The organism is Bacillus sp. EB106-02-03-XG38 (genome assembly GCF_058792175.1).
In genome coordinates, this window is the sequence record NZ_JBYTED010000001.1 from 728264 (window position 1) to 747796 (window position 19533).

The 19533-nt window shown below is 33.0% G+C and carries 17 protein-coding genes, 1 riboswitch and 1 other annotated feature (1 of these 19 running past the window's edge); of the genes, 14 read left to right on the top strand and 3 right to left on the bottom strand.

Annotated features, from left to right (window positions below):
- Positions 1–215 (top strand) — a binding site (T-box leader) (it extends 42 nt beyond the left edge of the window).
- A gap of 83 nt (positions 216–298) precedes the next feature.
- On the top strand, positions 299–1852 hold the full coding sequence (lysS, locus tag AC3WTI_RS03640; protein ID WP_097841045.1) for a lysine--tRNA ligase: 1554 nt from the start codon (positions 299–301) through the stop codon (positions 1850–1852).
- 57 nt (positions 1853–1909) lie between these two features.
- On the opposite strand, the gene AC3WTI_RS03645 is transcribed toward lysS, so the two are convergent.
- A complete protein-coding gene (locus tag AC3WTI_RS03645) occupies positions 1910–2338 on the bottom strand; it encodes a cell wall hydrolase (RefSeq protein WP_097841046.1) in 429 nt (142 codons plus the stop codon).
- A 156-nt stretch (positions 2339–2494) separates the two neighbouring features.
- On the opposite strand from AC3WTI_RS03645, the gene AC3WTI_RS03650 reads away from it, so the two are divergent.
- The 3 genes from AC3WTI_RS03650 (at position 2495) to AC3WTI_RS03660 (ending at position 5223) form a co-directional block, all read left to right on the top strand.
- Positions 2495–3409, top strand: a complete 915-nt coding sequence (locus AC3WTI_RS03650; RefSeq protein WP_087956589.1) for an acetamidase/formamidase family protein — start codon at positions 2495–2497, stop codon at positions 3407–3409.
- Positions 3410–3535: 126 nt separating this feature from the next.
- On the top strand, positions 3536–4243 hold the full coding sequence (locus tag AC3WTI_RS03655) for a response regulator transcription factor (protein ID WP_087956590.1): 708 nt from the start codon (positions 3536–3538) through the stop codon (positions 4241–4243).
- Complete coding sequence (locus AC3WTI_RS03660; protein ID WP_097841156.1) at positions 4240–5223, top strand: sensor histidine kinase; 984 nt, start codon at positions 4240–4242, stop codon at positions 5221–5223. Before AC3WTI_RS03655 ends, AC3WTI_RS03660 begins: the two co-directional genes overlap by 4 nt.
- A gap of 446 nt (positions 5224–5669) precedes the next feature.
- On the opposite strand, the gene AC3WTI_RS03665 is transcribed toward AC3WTI_RS03660, so the two are convergent.
- On the bottom strand, positions 5670–6296 hold the full coding sequence (locus tag AC3WTI_RS03665) for a DUF6518 family protein (protein WP_097841157.1): 627 nt from the start codon (positions 6294–6296) through the stop codon (positions 5670–5672).
- Between the two features lie 602 nt (positions 6297–6898).
- On the opposite strand from AC3WTI_RS03665, the gene abc-f reads away from it, so the two are divergent.
- The 6 genes from abc-f to AC3WTI_RS03695 all read left to right on the top strand — a co-directional run bounded on the left by abc-f (position 6899) and on the right by AC3WTI_RS03695 (position 13700).
- The gene (gene abc-f, locus AC3WTI_RS03670) at positions 6899–8527 is read left to right on the top strand and encodes a ribosomal protection-like ABC-F family protein (protein ID WP_097841158.1); all 1629 of its coding nucleotides are present in this window, start codon (positions 6899–6901) and stop codon (positions 8525–8527) included.
- Positions 8528–8547: 20 nt separating this feature from the next.
- Positions 8548–9141 (top strand): GNAT family N-acetyltransferase, encoded by a 594-nt coding sequence (locus AC3WTI_RS03675; RefSeq protein WP_097841047.1) that lies wholly within the window; start codon positions 8548–8550, stop codon positions 9139–9141.
- Between the two features lie 340 nt (positions 9142–9481).
- A complete protein-coding gene (locus tag AC3WTI_RS03680; protein WP_097841048.1) occupies positions 9482–9982 on the top strand; it encodes a DUF3267 domain-containing protein in 501 nt (166 codons plus the stop codon).
- Between the two features lie 303 nt (positions 9983–10285).
- A complete protein-coding gene (locus AC3WTI_RS03685) occupies positions 10286–11056 on the top strand; it encodes an ABC transporter ATP-binding protein (protein WP_097841049.1) in 771 nt (256 codons plus the stop codon).
- Complete coding sequence (locus AC3WTI_RS03690; RefSeq protein WP_087956594.1) at positions 11031–12962, top strand: ABC transporter permease; 1932 nt, start codon at positions 11031–11033, stop codon at positions 12960–12962. Before AC3WTI_RS03685 ends, AC3WTI_RS03690 begins: the two co-directional genes overlap by 26 nt.
- Positions 12963–13028: 66 nt before the next feature.
- A complete protein-coding gene (locus tag AC3WTI_RS03695) occupies positions 13029–13700 on the top strand; it encodes a lipoprotein BA_5634 family protein (protein ID WP_097841050.1) in 672 nt (223 codons plus the stop codon).
- A gap of 74 nt (positions 13701–13774) precedes the next feature.
- Here AC3WTI_RS03695 and AC3WTI_RS03700 read toward each other — a convergent pair whose 3' ends face one another.
- Positions 13775–14116 (bottom strand): DUF3914 domain-containing protein, encoded by a 342-nt coding sequence (locus AC3WTI_RS03700; RefSeq protein ID WP_097841051.1) that lies wholly within the window; start codon positions 14114–14116, stop codon positions 13775–13777.
- Between the two features lie 270 nt (positions 14117–14386).
- On the opposite strand from AC3WTI_RS03700, the gene AC3WTI_RS03705 reads away from it, so the two are divergent.
- The 4 genes from AC3WTI_RS03705 to ddlB all read left to right on the top strand — a co-directional run bounded on the left by AC3WTI_RS03705 (position 14387) and on the right by ddlB (position 19289).
- The gene (locus AC3WTI_RS03705; protein WP_097841052.1) at positions 14387–15628 is read left to right on the top strand and encodes an esterase/lipase family protein; all 1242 of its coding nucleotides are present in this window, start codon (positions 14387–14389) and stop codon (positions 15626–15628) included.
- A gap of 87 nt (positions 15629–15715) precedes the next feature.
- On the top strand, positions 15716–16756 hold the full coding sequence (locus tag AC3WTI_RS03710; protein ID WP_087956598.1) for a homoserine dehydrogenase: 1041 nt from the start codon (positions 15716–15718) through the stop codon (positions 16754–16756).
- Positions 16757–16921: 165 nt separating this feature from the next.
- Positions 16922–18370 (top strand): MocR-like pyridoxine biosynthesis transcription factor PdxR, encoded by a 1449-nt coding sequence (pdxR, locus tag AC3WTI_RS03715; protein WP_097841053.1) that lies wholly within the window; start codon positions 16922–16924, stop codon positions 18368–18370.
- Positions 18371–18374: 4 nt separating this feature from the next.
- Positions 18375–19289, top strand: coding sequence for a D-alanine--D-alanine ligase (gene ddlB / locus AC3WTI_RS03720; protein ID WP_087956655.1), 915 nt, complete (start codon positions 18375–18377; stop codon positions 19287–19289).
- A 74-nt stretch (positions 19290–19363) separates the two neighbouring features.
- Positions 19364–19469, top strand: a riboswitch (TPP riboswitch).
- Positions 19470–19533 lie beyond the last annotated feature (64 nt).

Below are 19533 nucleotides of genomic sequence, written 5' to 3' on the forward strand. Positions count from 1 at the left end.
CAGAGAGCTCTGGTAGCTGAGAAAGAGCAGTATACATCTTAATGAAAAAAGACTTGGAGCTGCGCAAGGAACTAATTTGTTTAGGGATAGTGCGACGGGTTCTCCCGTTATAGAGATAGGGTATAAGCATGTTTTGCCGTACCCGAAGAGGTTAATATGGTGACGTATTAACAAACTGAGGTGGTACCACGAAGCTAATAACTCTCGTCCTCAAGATGAATAATCTTGGGGGTGGGAGTTTTTTTATTGTATATATTTGAAAATGTGAAAACAAATAAATAATTGAGGTGAGTAATATATGCATTGGGCGTATGAAGTAGCACATGAATTAATTAGAAAACATCCAAACAAAGAAACTTTTGTTTGCGCATCTGGAATCAGTCCATCTGGTTCTGTCCATATCGGAAACTTTCGCGAAATAATAACGACTTATTTCGTTGTAAGAGCCCTTCAAGATTTAGGGAAAAAGACTCGTTTTATATTTTCATGGGATGATTATGATAGGTTTAGAAAAATCCCTAAAAATATTGATCCATCTTTTGCAAAACATATTGGTATGCCATACTGTGATATACCAGATCCATATGGTTGCCATAACTCCTATGCAGAGCATTTTGAAAAAGAGTTTGAGAAATCGCTTCAAGTATTTGGGATTGAAGTGGAATTCATATATCAACATGCTGCATATAGAAGTAGAAGATATAACAAAAACATATTAGAGGCTTTATATAAAAGAAAAGAAATATATGATATTTTAATGAGTTTTAAAACAGGAGATTGTAGTGAAGAAGAGCGAGAGAGCTTTTATCCGGTTACATTATATTGTGAGAAATGCGGGAAAGATGCAACAACGATTACACATTTTGATGAAGTATTAAAAACAGTACGATATAAATGTAAATGCGGAAATCAAACTGAATTATCGGTATTAAATACAAATAAAATGAAACTGAATTGGAAAATCGATTGGCCGATGAGATGGATGATAGAGGATGTTATTTTTGAACCGGGCGGAAGAGATCATTCCTCGGAAACGGGTAGTTTTAATGTATCAAAGGAAATTGCAAGGAAAATATTCAATCGTGAAGCTCCGCATTACGTTGCATATGATTTCATAGGAATAAAAGGCAATCATGAAAAAATGTCTAGTTCTTCAGGCAACAGCATTACACCTAGTGATTTGTTAAAAGTGTATTTACCAGAAGTGATTCTGTTTATGTTTGCTAAATATAGACCAAACGCAGCTTTTCATATCGGTCTTGATGAAGATGTGATTCGCAATTATACAGAATATGAACGATTGAAAGATAGTTATGAGAATAAAACACTCAAAAATGAAGATTTATTTGATGCAATTAAACTCTCTAAAGTTGATAGCAGCATTAAAGAATATCCGAAATTTAATCAAGTAGCAGGAACGTTACCGCTATTAAATTTTGATTCACCTATTTTACAAGGTATATTAGAAAAAACAGATAGGAAGTATGCTTTAGAGGATATGATAGCGATAAGTAAACGTGCAGAGTATTGGGTAAGAAACTTTCAATCTGAAAAATTAGTTGCGGTAAATCAAGAGAGAAATACAGAGTTTTACAACACATTAGATGAAAGGCAGAAAGAATGGTTAGTAGAAGTTTGCAAAATGCTTCGTTCTAATAAAGATTCCTCTAACTATATGGAACAATTGTATTCAATTTGCCATCATGAAAATAAAAAAATAATGAAAGAAAATCAAAAACAATTATTTATTATAATTTATAGGCTCATTATGAATCAGTCTAGCGGCCCGCGTATACCGTTATTAATACATGTTGTAGGAATTGAAAAGTTCATCGCATTATTAGATTTCTAAAAAAGCTAAAAGAAACGCAAGTACTCAGTGTTCTAAGTACTTGCGTTTCAAATGTTGCTATCGTGAATACATTTTCGGACATTCATCACCACGTGGTTCATAAAAGCAATGGCTTTTAAATTGTCCTGCAAATGGCTGGTTATACCATTCAGGCGGACAAGCTCCAGTTGGACGAAAATACCAAAGAGCCCATCGTGCTGGCCAGCGCCATTCACCTTGTAAAACTTTTCTAGCGATATCCTTTTCTGAGTCGCGAGCACGCTGATAAAAATATCCGTATTGCACTGCTTCAAATCCACCGGGACTTTGATATACTGCATCACGCACGGAGCGAAGTTGTTTAAAATCTAAGCAATCACAAAATACACGATTTACTACTACGCAGCCAACAAGTTGTTCGCCTTGTCTACCTTCTCCTTCAGCTTCAGCGCGAATTAAACGAGCTAGTAAATCAACATCGCTTTCATTATATGGAATAAGGGGCATAGTGCTACCACCTTTCTTTACCTGTTATAGTAAAGAGTGTATGTATGAAAATAAGCTAGGTGCTTTTCTATATGTAAATTTATTAATTTTTAACAGGAGCTTTTACGAAAAAAGCTAATTAGTAATTGTAGACTAATATAAAAGGGGAGAGATAACATGTATCGAATTCATAAAGAACATATCATTTACGCAATGTCACCAGATAATCAGTCGTGTATGGAAGTAGAAGTAGGGAGTCGTCTTGTATTTGAAACATATGATTGCTTTGAAAACCAAATTGATTCTGAAGATGTTGCGTTTCAAGAATTAGATTGGAACCGAATTAATCCCGCGACCGGACCTGTATTTATTAAAGGTGCAGAACCTGGCGATATTTTAGTCGTAACGATTGAAAAAATTAACATCGCAGAGCAAGGCGTTTTAACTACTGGTGCGAATCTTGGCGTAATGGGTGAAGAGCTAACCGAAAATACAGTAAAAATTGTCCCGATACATAATGAACATGTTTTGTTTTCGAATGAACTACAAATCCCGATTAATCCAATGATCGGTGTAATTGGTACTGCGCCGAAAGAAGAGAGCATTTCATGTGGCACACCGCATGATCACGGCGGGAATATGGACTGTAAAGAGATAAAAGAAGGGACAACATTACTATTACCAGTAAATGTTCCAGGTGCCCTATTAGCACTAGGCGATTTACACGCAGCGATGGGTGATGGTGAAATTGGGGTTAGTGGAGTAGAGGTTGCTGGTGAGGTAACTGTAACAGTTCAAATTATAAAAGGAAAGAAATGGCCACTACCAATGGCTATCCAAAAAGAAAAAGTAATGACGATTGCTTCAGAGAAATTGTTAGATGATGCAGCGAATCGCGCTGTACGTAATATGGTGACATTTTTACATGAAGAATTGGAAATGTCTAAAGCTGATGCGACACTTTTATTATCGGCTGCCGGTGATTTAAGAGTTTGTCAAGTTGTGGACCCGCTTAAAACAGCACGAATGGAACTTGGTATGGACTATGTGGAGAAGCAAGGTTTTAATTTGAGTAAATTTCATATTAAATAAGAATAATAGAAGAAGGATGCTGTTGTATAAAAGTATCCTTTTTTGATTTACGGATTATATAAAAAAAGGTAGTATTTATTTTATATAATTGAATATAAGATTGTGGAACAAAAAAGGAGTAAACACATGGTTAAAATTATGATTGTAGAAGACGATATGAAAATTGCAGAACTATTATCAACACATGTCGCGAAATACGGGTATGAAGGAATTATTGTATCGGATTTTCAAAATGTATTAAACATTTTTTTAGAAGAACAACCAGAATTAGTTTTGTTAGATATTAATTTACCAAGTTTTGATGGGTACTATTGGTGTCGTCAAATTCGCGGAGTTTCTACATGTCCGATATTATTTATTTCGGCTCGTGAAGGCACAATGGATCAAGTTATGGCGCTTGAAAACGGTGGCGACGATTTTATTTCAAAGCCATTCCATTACGAAGTTGTAATGGCGAAAATTCGCAGTCATTTAAGACGTGCTTACGGAGATTATGCACCGAAAGTAGAAGAACGGATGATTGAGCAACAAGGTCTTTGTTTATATCCCGAAAGGCTTGTATTAAAGCTTAAGAATCAAGAGATAGATATAACAAGAAATGAAGCAATTTTATTAGAGATGTTAATGCAAAATTATCCGCGTGTTGTGGGTAGAGAAGTGTTATTAAATAAATTATGGGATAGCGAATCTTATGTTGATGATAATACATTAAGTGTAAATACAACTCGTGTGCGTAAAAAGTTAAAAACATTGCAGATTGAAGATGCAATTGAAACGATCCGTAGTGTCGGTTATAGGTTACATATAACTTGGGATACTGGTATGGAAAAATGATAAGATTATTTATTCGTGATCATATACCACTTATTTGTTTTACAGTAATCCAGCTATTATCCATATTTCTTGTATATTGGTTTGATGGGCATAAGCATATTGCAACGGCATTATATGCAATGTTTTTAGGTGTCTTTTTTATGGTGGGTTATTTAGTATTTCGTTACTTTACTCATCGTATGTTCTATGAAAGATTAGCAAATCCAATGCATTCTTTGGATGATTCTGTTCAAAAATCAGATTTTGCAGTTTTATCTACTGCGCTTCAGGACTTACTTGAGGTGCAATATCGACATTATCAAAATCAGCTGCAAGTACAAGAGAGAAAAAATAATGATCATTTAACCTTTATGAACCAGTGGATACATCAAATGAAAACACCTATATCTGTAATAGAGTTAATTACACAGGATGAAGTTGATTCGCGTTTTGAAAGTATAAATGAGGAAACAGATAGGCTGAAAAAGGGGCTAGAGATGGCTCTATACGTCGCGCGTTTAGAAGCATTTACGCAAGATTTTTATGTGGAAAGAGTACAACTACATAAAATAGTGAATGATTCTGTTCATGAACATAAACGCTTCTTTATTCGGAATTTTGTATATCCAGAGCTCAAAATTGAAAAGGACATTACTGTAGAAAGTGATGCGAAATGGTTACAATTTTTAATTGGACAAATACTATCGAATGCGATTAAATATTCATCTGGTAGTCGAGAGAAGATTAAAGTGAAAGCTTGTAAGGAAGATAATAACGTTATACTTGAAATTACCGATTATGGCGTAGGGATACCGAAGCAAGATTTACTAAGAGTATTTAAACCATTCTTTACAGGGGAAAATGGCAGAGATTTTAAAGAATCAACTGGAATGGGGCTATATCTTGTATATGAAATTACGAAACAATTAGGACATAGTGTAGAAATCCATTCAGAAGTTGGTAAAGGTACGGTTGTCCGAATTAAATTTTATAATGTATAAATAAGTGATCTAGGCTAAAGAACTTTGGAAATAAGTTTTTTAGCCTTATTTTATCTCGCTTTATTGGGGAGTAAGACCCCATTTTATAATTCAACGAAAGAAATGAAGTTAGGTGGGGGACGGATTGCCCATAAAAGTACGATTGGTGAGGGCTAATAATTAGTGGGAGCTGAAGAAAAGCTCCGTTGATTAAAGATTCACTTTATAGTGATTACATGAAATAGTAAGAGGTCATCTTAGTATGTATAATGACACACTAATAAATTAGAAGGATTTAATATAAAACTGATGAGTAGTTTTTGTAAGAAAAAGCCATCTCTTTGAAAGAGATAGCTTTATGAATCCATCCTATGAATAAGTGTATCAACATTAATAAGTTTAACGTTTGAATTCGTGCTATGTATTGTGGATTATAATAGAAGTAGTCTCTTGTTTTTTTCATGATATTAAGTAAACAAACTTAATAATTTATATCCAATTAACCCTAAAATAGTGATAGGAACCATCATTAAGAAAGAAGAAATTCGATTAGCATTAGAGCGTTCTAATACAAGAATCAAGATAATCCCGACTATCACTTCGGTATATCCAACAGGTAACATGTGACTATAGTCTTCAAAATTTAAAAGAATGTGAAGTCCATCCGTTACAAAAACTCCACTAATAAGCGCGCTTCCGAATTTATGAAGTGGATTTGTAGTATCTTTCCATAGAAAACCTGCAATTCCGAAGATAGTTCCTCCTATCCATGCACATACAATCCATACAGATATAAAATAAATAGAGTGAGCTACATTATTAATAACTATTGCATAACCATAATATCCTAATACCATACCGAGTAGCGCAAGGATACCAGAAAGTATAGCTATACGCTTAGAATAACTAAAGCTAGCCACAAAAAAGGATGGAACTAACCAAACGCTTCCTAGATTAGCTAATGAATTCCAATGTCCTGGAAGTATACCTTGCCCCAATTTAGTTAGTATACCAACAATTATCCCCACTATAATCGGGGTGAGAAAAATCCTTAAAAATATATATAACTTTGTGATTTTTAATGTCCTGTCCATAAATTCAATCCCTACATTAATATTTTCTGCAAACATATAATAGCTCATTAATCGGAAAAAATCAATAAATATTTATCGAAAAACAATAATTCGTTGTTGAATAACGAATGACATTTTTTCCTTTTCGTCAAGTTTACAATTTATCCCGCTTTAATGGGCAGTAAGACCCCCATCTTAAAATTCAGCGAAAACAAAGATGGGGGTCGGGCTGCCCATAAAAGTCCGATTGGTGAGGGCTAATAATCAGTGGGGGATAAAGAAAACCCCCACTGATTAAAGTTTCACTTTATTAGAAGAAGGGATTTTCTATAACAGCACATATAATTGCATTTACTCATACAGTACTAGTATGGTACAATATGGTTACTAACGACGGAAAGGAATGATGGGTGGACGATGATTAACTAATCTTATTTTTAAATGTTGAAATTCAATACATTTCAATTTCTAAAAAATAGGATTAGTCTGCCCAATTTCCATACAACGGTATTGCTATTTATGTTGCCAATAGCTTATTTGGGTATAAATATTTTAATGACTAATCCTGCCAAATTTATTTGGGAGGATTTTTTTATTCTCCCTTAATGAAAGGGATCGGTATTATGAAAGAATTATTAAAATTAAATGACGTTTATGTTGAAATAAAGGAAAATACTTTGTTAGAGAAAATGAATGTGACAGTAAAACAAGGGGATGTTATCGGATTAATTGGTAAAAACGGGGCTGGTAAATCAACGTTACTTCAACTAATAAATGGGAAGATTGAACCTTCAAAAGGTACTGTTGAATGGATGCAAATGAATATGACAACTGCATATGTTGAACAAGAAAAGGAATCTTTTGTTAGCAAGGATATGATTGCAAAGGAAGCAGAACTTCTTGCGAAATGGGGCGTACCAACGAACGATTTTCTTACTTTAAGTGGTGGTGAAAAGCTGAAAGTTCGATTAGCAAAAGGGTTTGCTGAAAATCCTAATGTCTTAATATTAGACGAACCGACAAATCATTTAGATGAGATGAGTACGGAATTTCTCATTAAACAAATCAAAAATATGAAAGGTACAGTAATCGTCGTATCACATGATCGATATTTTTTAGATGTTGTCGCAAGTAGAATATGGTCGATTGAGGATAAGAAATTAATTGATCATAGCGGGAATTACACGAGTTATATGAAAGCACGTGAGCATAAAAGAATGACGCAGCAGCGTGAATATGAAAAACAACAAAAGAAGATAGAACAAGTAGAAACTCATATAAAAGAATTAAGTTCATGGTCACAAAAGGCACATGCGCAGTCTACAAAACAAGAAGGTGTGAAAGAATTTTATCGTGTAAAGGCGAAGCGAATGGACGCGCAAGTTAAATCGAAACGAAAACGTCTTGAAAAAGAGCTAGAGAAAACGAAAGTAGAACGTGTGAAAGAAGATTATTCAGTTGAATTTTCTATTCAAGCGAGTAAAAAAGTAGGAAAACGTTTCTTAGAAGTAAAACAATTGCGGAAAGAATTTAATAAACGAATATTATTTGAAAACGTTAATTTTACAATTCAGCACGGTGAAAAGGTAGCGATTATTGGACCAAATGGTAGCGGGAAAACAACTTTACTGAAGATGATTATGGGATCAGAAACTGTTGAAGGAGAAGTATGGATTTCACCATCAGCAAACATCGGTTATTTAACTCAAGAAGTATTTGATTTACCACTTGATAAAACACCAGAAAATCTATTTTATAAAGAGACGTTTGAAGAAAGAGGAAAAGTCCAAAATTTAATGAAACATTTAGGTTTCCAAGCTTCTCAATGGAAAGAGCCAATTGAATATATGAGTATGGGGGAACGAGTAAAATGTAAGCTTATGGCTTATATTTTAGATGAAAAAGATGTACTTATTTTAGATGAACCGACGAACCATCTTGATCTGCCTTCACGTGAACAGCTTGAAGACACATTAGCTGAGTATAACGGAACACTCGTTATCGTTTCTCACGATCGATATTTTCTGGAGAAAACAACTTCTGCAAAACTCGTATTTTTAAACAATACGATACAAAAACAGCTCGAAGAACCTACGAAAACTAGAGATGAAATTGAAGAGCTACGTTTAACGTTAGAAACAGAAAGACAAGAAGTATTAGGGAAATTAAGCTTTTTAACTTCTAAAGACAAAGAATATAAAGAACTAGATGAACGGTTTGTGGAACTTACGAAGCAGATTAAGGAACTTTAACGTAAGTAAGGGGGATTAACATGGGAGAAGAGAGTTTGACTAAGTTATTTAAAATAGATTGCGGAGATATATACCTACAAGAGTTTACGGTCAAAGATGCAGAAAGTATTAATAAAATAGCAAATCAACCGGAAATAGAAAAGTTTTTACCGGACTGGAAATCAACGAAAGAACAACGAGTTATTTGGATTACAAATTATGAAATACCCGAAAACAAAGCATTTCTTAATGCAGTCAAAACTAAGGCTAACATAGATGATCACATATTAAGACTAGGAATATTTAAGAAAACGACTAGTGAATTTGTTGGATGGTGCTGCACAAGTCTGAAAGATGAGCTTCCTGCACCGAATAGAGAAATTATGTATGCTGTTTCAAGTGAATATCATAATAATGGATATGCAACGAAAGCAACAAAAGGCTTGATTGACTATTTGTTTGAAAATACAAATGTGGATGTCCTTAACGCAATTGCATTAATTATTAACGTACCGTCAAATAAAGTGATTGAAAAATGCGGGTTCGTTTATTTGAGTCAACAGACGATAAAAAACCAAATTTATAATCATTATGTACTGAGTAAATCCGAATGGATAAAAAATAGTGCACTTTAAAAGGAGCGAAAACGAAATAAAATCATTAAAAAGCTTAGAGCTAAAATTCTAAGCTTTTTTACATTATGTGGTTTTCACCAAAAACAGATGTATCAAGTTGTACATGCAAGAACCATTTTATAAACAACATATTCGAAAAGGTATTTGGAAGATTTTGTAGAATTTATTCACCTATGAAACCACTGAATTTTCAATCATATCATCCTATAAATGAATTACTTTATGCTTTAATATTAACGGTTAAGTTTTAGTGGATTACATCTTTTTAAGTATGAAATAGTTTAAACGAGAGGGGAGAAAGCGTATTATAATTTGGTTTCGTAACTTACCACAAATAAGCATGGATTTATCAGAATGGCATCCTTTTATACAGAATAATTGGCATAGGAAACATTATATGAAGTTTGTATATGTACTTCAAATCATTATTTTTCTAATACCGCATTATTTTGGAGCAAGTTTTACCGATCTTAATATATTTTATCTCATCATCATAGGCATTTTGGTCTTCATCATTCATGAATGTCTACATATTATTGTTATAAATAATAAAGGTGATATTAGCTTAACTTGTAGTGGAATATTTTTTTGGCTAAATACGAATGCAATTCTATCCAAAGCGAGATTTTGGATCTTTATGAGTTTACCTATTCTTGTACTATCGGTCATTCCGGCCATTATATCATCTTTTGTATCAGGCAATATTAAATCAATCTTATTATTTGTATGTTGGATAAATGCAATAATTTCTGCTTCAGACATATACAATTCTTTGTTAATTGCGATCAAACCGAAGCACTCAATTTTTTGTAGAGGGTATTATAAAGTGAAAAAGAAATAAAATGGTGATTCAAAAACATTTCAATTAAAGGGTTAGTTAAAAATATAACGTTGGGAAGGAAAAGACCGATAAAATAATAGGTCTTTTCTTTTTTATTTAATAAAGATAGAATATTGTATTTCCGGCCAATATACAATTATTATAAGATAGTTATACATTACATTTAATTTGAAAAAAGTTTTTTTATCAGTTTTTTTAGAAATCTTACAAGCGTGTAAGATAAATGAAAGATGAATCAATAGGAGTTATAAGACAATTCATTTACACTCTATTGTGAGAAGTGCAAATGAAGGGAGAATAGAAATGGAAATTTTACATGCGAAAAATATTAGTAAAGTATATAAAGGGAAAATACCTTTTAAAGCATTAGTAGATATTGATTTATCAATTCAAGAAGGGGAATTTATAGGTATCATGGGGCCATCCGGTAGCGGGAAAACTACGCTATTAAATATGGTATCTACTATTGATTCTCCGTCCTCAGGAGAAATTTTAATAAATGGTACAAATCCTTTCCAGTTAACATCAGAAGATTTAGCTTTGTTCCGCAGGAAACAATTAGGATTTGTTTTTCAATCATTTAATCTACTTAGCACACTTACAGTAAAGGAAAATATCGTATTGCCGATGACTTTAGATGGTGTTTCTGTGCGAGAAATGAACAAAAGAGTAGAAGAAATTGCAGAGGAATTAAATATTACAGATATATTGAATAAAAGAACGTTTGAAATTTCAGGGGGACAAGCTCAACGAACAGCAATTGCTCGTGCAATTGTTCATAAGCCGCAATTATTACTTGCCGATGAACCGACCGGGAATTTAGATTCTAAATCTTCAAATGATGTAATGGAGATGCTGGATACGCTTAATAAGAAAGAAAAGGCAACGATGATGTTAGTTACACATGATCCGTATGCAGCTAGTTTTTGCAGCCGAGTAATTTTCATTAAAGATGGTCAACTGTATAACGAAATTTATCGTGGTGAAAGTCGGCAAACCTTTTATCAAAAGATTATGGATGTCCTTTCTTTGTTAGGAGGGAAAAGGCATGACTTTTCGTCAGTTCGCATTTAATAATATTTTTCGAAATAAGCGTACATATGCTGCCCATTTTTTAAGTAGTGCATTTTCGATTATGATTTTCTTTACGTATGCACTTTTATTATTCCATCCTGATTTACAGGGGGAGTTGAAATCGACAAGTAAAACAATAAGTACATTTGGTACATTAGGATTTCAAATATCCCAAGGTTTGATTTTTGTCTTTTCATTTTTCTTTATTTTATATTCAGTGAGCTCGTTTTTAAAAACGCGTAAGAAAGAATTTGGCATTTTAATGATGCAAGGTATGTCAATGAGACAGCTTAAGAAGTTATTGTTAATTGAAAATATGATAATCGGACTTGGCTCAATTTGTATTGGGATCCTTATCGGCCTCATATTTTCTAAACTAGTTTTACTAATCAGTGCCAGTGTATTAATGATTAGTAATGGCTTACCTTTTTATATACCAGTTCAGGCTGTATTATTAACAGTTTTCACGTTTCTTGTCTTATTTTTAATCGTTTCGTTAGTTACATTTAAAACGGTTAAAGTAACCGAACTTGTGGAACTTATTCAAGCTGGAGAAAAGCCAAAGCCTGAACCGAAAGCTTCAATAATATTATCGTTACTTTCTTTAATTAGTATAGGGTATGGATATATTTCAGTATTTGGCTTTATTCAAAATCATAGTTTTATTATGCTCGTAATGGGTGTACTCTTAGTAATTATAGGAACGTACTTTTTATATACACAATGTAGCGTTTATATATTGCATCTTGCGAAAAGGAGTGAATCTTTCTTTTTAAAGAGAACAAATATATTAACGTTTTCAGAATTAATTTACCGTATGAAAGATAATGCAACGATGTTTTTTATAGTGTCTATTATTTCAGCAGTTGCTTTTACAGCAATTGGAACTACAGCTGCTATTGGGAATAAAGAATTGGTAAGGATGACAAACCCATATACGTTTCTTTATATAGGTCCTGAAAAAGACAAAATGGTGGATAAACATCTCTCTATTATAAAAAAACATCTTGCTGATGCGAATATTCCATATCGAACAGCTTCAACTTCTTATAAATATACAGAAAGTAATGTATATGTAATGAAGTTAAGTGAATATAACGAACTTGCGAGAGCACTAGGATATCAACAAGAAACAATTGAAAAAGAAGATGAAATATTACTAATCCCTGGAATGGTATCACAAAAACAAGAATTTAAAAATGGTGATTATAATAAGAATATTGAAGTCATTGAAGGAGATTGGGTAAAGACATTTCGTGTGAAAAAAGCTGTAGAAAATTTAGTTTTACCACATGATACTAGCGGTATTTTTATCGCAGTTCAAGATCGTGTATATGATGGTATTCCTTTTAATACCAATCAAGATGATGTAGTTATTCAACATCGTACATATGGATTTGTTGTAGATGACTGGATAAAGACGAAAGAAATTTCAAATCAATTAAATAGTATATTCGATGAAGATGCAAGAGAAGGTAATTTCTATTTTCAAGCTTTGACTTTAAGTTTGTTAGAGGCAAAACAAACGAATGGATTATTACTGATGGCAAGTGTTTTAGTTGGAATCGTCTTCTTCACATTTGCCGCTAGTTTTATCTACTTCCGGTTATATACTGATTTGGATCGCGATCAACAACAATATAAAATGATTTCGAAAATGGGATTAAGTAAACGAGAGTTGAAAAAAGTTGTAACGAGACAGTTATTATTAATGTTCTTTTTACCGATTATCATTGCAGTAATTCATACAGTGGTTGCTTATATGGCATTGCAACAATTAGTCGATTTTTCTATTTTAAATAGTTCTATTGTAATTTTAATTTCATTTATCTGTATACAAGTTTTATATTTCTATATAACTCGTTGGCGTTATTTACAAAAGCTTTATAAAACTATGGAACAGTAGGGAATATGAGCAAGTAAGACTGCATAAAAGCATGTAAAAACAATTTGAGTTATGAAAGGAACTGTGATGAAGAAAATATTATCTATTTTCATTTTAAGTATACTAATGTTAATAAGTTTAAGTGCATGCTCTAAAAATGAAAACAGATTTCCAGCTAACGGTGTATTAATCATTGGAGATGAAAATAATACTTTATCAATTATGAATCGTTATCAGGAAATTACGAAAGAAAATGAAGTGTTTTCTGTGAAAACAGGTACATTTGGACAAGGACAAGTATTAATTTTAAATGAATCTACAGCACAAGCATTGATTAAAACAAAGGTTTTTCGTGAAAGAGAGAATGGATCCAAATTTAGACCTATAGATTCGTTACCAAAGTTACCAAAAGAAGGATCGCTTTTGTTGGCACAAGAAGATGAAAAAAATTTAAAAAGTATTGAACTAGAAGGAAAGGAGATTGCTGTTAAATACGGTAGTGATGCTTGGATAGGTAACGCTCGTAAATATCCAATGCAATGGTATGTGATTGTAGCAAAAGATAGTGTGTATAAAGAATTAAAAGCAAATGAAACGAAAATGCATCTTCTCCACCTGAACAAGTCTTTAGGTGATGAAAAGCCTAAAATATCGACAGATAATACATTAATAAATGAAAAAGTAAAAGTAGAAAAGTTAATTAAAGATCATCTAGGGGAAGTATCATTTCAGTTTGTAACGATTGGAGAAAAATCTTAAAAAAGAGTTCGAGGTTGATAGAAATTTTATCAACCTCGAACTCTTTTTACTTTAGAGCATTCATATAACATAGATTACATTACTTCATTTAATCGATTCTCGTTTGTTTCTTCGATCACATTTGGATTTTGAACCGAATTATTTTGAGATTCCTTCTCTTTACGGAATTTTTGAAGCATTTCAAGTATTATCCATAAAGGAACACCTTTATCTTTTAACATTTTCCATAAATCTAATTCATTAAATTTATGCTCAGGTTGTTTCATATCTTTTTCAGATGAACGAATATCAAATTTGATTGGATCATTTGATTTTTTATCTTCAAGTTTTGTAGAAGAGATAGTATTATGCTCAAGATTAGATGGAGTTATTTTGGTAGGTTGAGATAATGTATGAATATTTAATCCGATTTGCATGTTTTTTCCTCCTCCTAAAGTAATTGAATTAGTTTTCTTATGATTTTTAAAGCTATTTAACTTGAGGAAACTAAATCTAATTATAAATTCAAATAATAAGATTTACAAGTTGTATTCTAAAAAAGTAAATGCTTACTTGATTTAATATTTATCAACATTTGTGTATGTTTTCTATATATACAATGTATATAAAATACTTTACATTATGTTTAAGTTAAGAACTCTTTTTTAATAGAAATATGTAAGCGTTTTATTAAAGGGGGAGAAAGAATGGGGAAGTTAATTTTAAAAATATGTTTTTTCGCATTAGTGACTGTTTTTTCGTTCACAGTAAAAACAACATACGCTGAAGAGAAGCAACAAAATAATTATCCTATCATACTAGTAAATGGATTTGCAGGGTGGGGTAGAGAGGAAATGTTAGGGGTTAAATATTGGGGTGGTGTTCATGATATACAAGAAAATTTAAAAAGAAGTGGCTATACAGTATATACTGCTGCTGTTGGACCTGTTTCTAGTAACTGGGATCGCGCATGTGAATTATATGCGCAAATTAATGGTGGTACAGTAGACTACGGTGCCGCACATGCTGAGAAACATGGACATAATCGTTTTGGCAGAACTTATAGTGGTTTTGCATTGAATTGGAGTGAAACAAATAAAGTTCATTTAGTTGGGCATAGCATGGGTGGACAAACGATTAGAACATTAGTACAGCTATTAAAAGAAGGTAGTTTTGCAGAGAAAAATTATGTAAAAAATCATCCGAACACGAATATTTCACCACTATTTGAGGGCAAGAAATCATTTGTTCATAGTGTGACAACATTAGCAACTCCTCACAATGGCACGACACTTGCGGATGGTAGTCTCCTAGTACCGTTCGTTAAAGATTTGCTCATTACAGCTGCAAGTTTGGGAGGGAATAATAATTTATCGTTATATGATTTTAAATTGGATCAATGGGGTATAAAAAAGAATATTGGAGAGTCTTTTTTCCAATACACTGATCGTATTGTAAATAGTTCACTTTGGAAAGGTACAAAAGATATAAGTCAATGGGATTTAAGTACAGATGGTGCAAAGGAGCTTAATAATTGGGTAAAGACGCAATCAGATGTGTATTACTTATCCTATAGTGGACATGCATCACAAGCAGCACCTATTACAGGTTTACATCTACCTCATATAACGATGAATAAAGTGTTAATGGGGAATGCATTTTTCTTAGGTTCCTATGCAAGATATGAAGAAAACCGTCCATTCATTGATACTTCTTGGTGGCAAAATGATGGTGTAGTAAATACAAATTCTATGATCGCGCCTTCTTCTAATACTTCGGTAAATAATAATGAGACTTTACAGATTGGAAAATGGAATCATATTGAAACGAAAGCAAATTGGGACCATCTCGATATGGTAGGACTTAGTGTTTCAGACACATTAGGTTTTTCTAGTATTCAAGAGTTTTATAGAACAATTGCAGAAAAGCTATCAAGATTACCGAATTAGATAATAATAAAGCGCTCTCGATGGAATTCGAGAGCGCTTTATATTATATTGAAAGAGGGATATGGTAGAAAAATATGGGGGGATATTATGAAAATTCAAGTTGTATTATCAGGATATGGAACAGTTGGCAGAGAGTTTGTAAAATTATTAAACGAAAAATATTCATATATATATGAAACATATGGAATTCAATTAATTGTAAGTGGCGTGTTAGGTAGAAATGTTGCAATACATAATGAAGATGGCTTATCTATTCAACACTTATTAAGGTATGGTGGCGGTAGCTCTGCAATTGAAGAATATATTGAACATCATCCGAAGGAACGAGCAACGGATAACATAAGTGGTACTGTACTGGTGGAATCGACTGTTACAAATCTTAAAGATGGAAATCCAGGAAAACAATATATAAAACAAGCGATTGAGAAACATATGGATATAGTAGCGATTTCAAAAGGTGCACTCGTTACAAACTGGAGAGAAATAAATGAAGCAGCAAAAATCGCAAATGTAAGAATTCGATATAGTGGTGCAACTGCTGCCGCATTACCGACACTTGATATTGGGCAATTTAGTTTAGCTGGATGCCATATTGAAAAAATAGAAGGAATATTAAACGGAACTACAAATTATATTCTTTCGAAAATGAATGAGGAAGATATTACGTTTGAAGAAGCACTGAAAGAGGCGCAAAGTAAAGGAATTGCTGAGACGAACCCAATATTAGATGTAAGTGGTTCTGATAGTGCGTGTAAATTGTTACTTTTAACAAACAGTTTAATGGGAACAGAGAATGCGCTTTCAGATATACATATAAAAGGAATTGAACATGTTACACAACAACAAATTCGAAATGCTAAGGAACATAATAACTATATTAAATTAATAGCTTCTGCATATAAGGATCAGGTTGGAAATGTGACACTTAATGTGGAACCGCGCGAAATAGATAAAGATCATCCGCTGGTAAAAGTAAATGGGACAGAAAAAGGGATTACGTTCTTTACAGATACGATGGGGCAAGTTACTACAATTGGTGGTGCTTCTAATCCACGCGGAGCTGCAGCAGCTGCTTTAAAAGATTTAATTAACTTATATCGTAAAGATTTGTCACCTATTAGCGGGTAGTAAAACTCCTGAGTGGTGAGAGTTAATAATCAATGATCGGTATGAATCTCCCATTGATTAAAGCTACACACAATAAGACCGTACCGCCCTTTATAAAAAATACATATGTAGTGGACCTTTTGAGAATGAAATAAATATGCAAAAATGATTGCAGGGGGTAAGGAATTGTTTAAAGATTTTAAAGTTGTGAAAGAGCGTCCCGTTTATATTCAATTGAAAGATTATGTAAAAAAGATGATTATGAAAGGGCATTTGCTCGAGGATCAAAAAATCCCTTCAACAAGGGAACTAAGTGAATTACTAAGTGTGAGCAGAAATACTGTTCTTGCTGCTTATGCGGATTTAGAACAAGAAGGACTCATTTATGCAGTTAAAGGAAAAGGGAATTTTGTTGCGAAGGTTGATATTTCAAACACTTCGTCTGTTGAAATAGATTGGAAAAATAAACTTAATACCGTTACCTTATTAGCGGATGAATTAGATTTAATGAAGCATGGTGTTCGCTGGGAAAAAGGAATGATTGTTTTTAACAGCATTGCTCCGGATGAAAAGCTATTTGATGTGGAAAATTTCAAAAGAGCTTTTCTTACTCGTATGTCCATTGAAGGTGATGTCGTATTAAATTACGGCTATGCAAAAGGTTATAGACCATTAATGAACTATCTACTTCATTATATGGAAATGAAAGGTGTAGATATTTCAAATAAAGATATATTAATTACAAATGGATTTACAGAAGGATTAGACATTGTACTATCCTCGTTATCGAAGAAATCAGGGCGAGTTATTTGTGAGAATCCGACACATCATGCTGCTTTGAAGCTGTTCCGTTTACATGGACTTGAAGTTCATGGGATTAATATGAATGAAGATGGTATTGATACGAGCGAAGTTGAAAAACGCTTGCGTGAAAAAGAGTTTGATTTTGCATATTTAATTCCTTCTTATCATAATCCAACCGGTATTGTTACGAGTTCAGAGAAAAGAACAGAACTGATGAGCTTATTTTCAAAATATAAAATTCCTATTATAGAAGATGGATTTAATGAAGAACTACGTTATTCAGGTTCACATTTAGCACCATTATTAACTTTTGCCGGCTCTGGTAATAATGTGATTTATATTAGTAGCTTTTCGAAAGTACTGTTCCCTGGTTTACGTGTAGGATGGATCATCGCAGATAAAGAGCTAATCCATCATTTAGAAAGTGTAAAAAGAGCAAGAACAATACACACATCAACATTAGATCAAGCGGTTTTATTTCAATATTTACATGAAGGATATTTTGAAAAATATTTAAAAAAGGCAAGGTCTGTTTATAAGAAAAAATATGAGTTAGCTGTTGGGGCGTGTAACGAGTACATTCCGTTTCAAAGAATGACTGGTGATGGTGGACTTCATTTATTTATAGAGTTAGAAGAAAAAATTCATGCCCGCACACTTTTACAAAAGTGTTATGAGCAAGGGGTTACCTTTTCTCCTGGAGATGTTTTTTTCTCTGATGGAGGAGGAGCAAACACGTTTCGATTAGGATTTTCCCGTCTGAAAGAAGAAGAAATAGTTCGGGGAATCAAAATAATCGGCGATACAATAAAAAATGAAATTTGGAGTTGAGGAAATGAGAATTGGCGTTATTATGGGAGGAGTATCCTCTGAAAAACAAGTATCAATTATGACTGGAAACGAAATGATTGCAAATTTAGATGAAAATAAATATGAAATCGTTCCAATTACGTTAAATGAAAAAATGGATTTAATTGAAAAAGCGAAAGAGATTGATTTTGCATTGCTTGCATTACACGGAAAATACGGAGAAGATGGGACAGTTCAAGGGACGCTTGAAAGTTTAGGTATTCCTTATAGCGGCAGCAATATGTTATCTAGCGGTATATGTATGGACAAAAATATTTCGAAAAAGATTTTACGTTATGAAGGAATAGAAACACCAGATTGGATTGAACTTACAAAAATGGAGGATCTTAATGTTGATGAATTAGATAAGTTAGGATTTCCGTTAGTGGTAAAACCAAACTCTGGTGGTTCAAGTGTTGGAGTAAAGATTGTCTACAATAAAGACGAATTAATTTCAATGCTGGAAACTGTGTTCGAATGGGATTCTGAAGTAGTAATAGAGAAATATATAAAAGGTGACGAGATTACATGTTCCATTTTTGATGGGAAACAGTTACCTATCATTACAATTCGTCATGCGGCTGAGTTCTTTGATTACAATGCGAAATATGATGATGCTAGTACACTTGAAGAAGTTATCGAACTTCCAGCTGAACTGAAGGAACGTGTAAACAAAGCGTCACTGGCTTGCTATAAAGCATTGAAATGCAGCGTTTATGCAAGGGTTGATATGATGGTGAAGGACGGTATTCCATATGTAATGGAGATTAATACATTACCAGGGATGACGCAAGCGAGTTTACTACCAAAAAGTGCGGCTGCAGCAGGAATTGAATATAGTAAACTATTAGATATGATTATTGAAACTTCATTAAGAGTAAGAAAAGAAGAAGGATTTTAAATAGCAGTATCATGAATAACTTTTGACAGTTACATGAAGTATGTTATGATGGATACAATACGAAAATTAAATATTTTATCCACTAGGGGGGCCTATTATAGGCTGAGATCAAATTGGAATTTGAGACTCTTAGTACCTGATCTGGTTAATGCCAGCGTAGGGAAGTGGGAAAGACATTGCTATTTTATAAATAAAAACTGTCAATTTCACTTTCTTTACGCCTGTAAAGAAAGTTTTTTTGTTT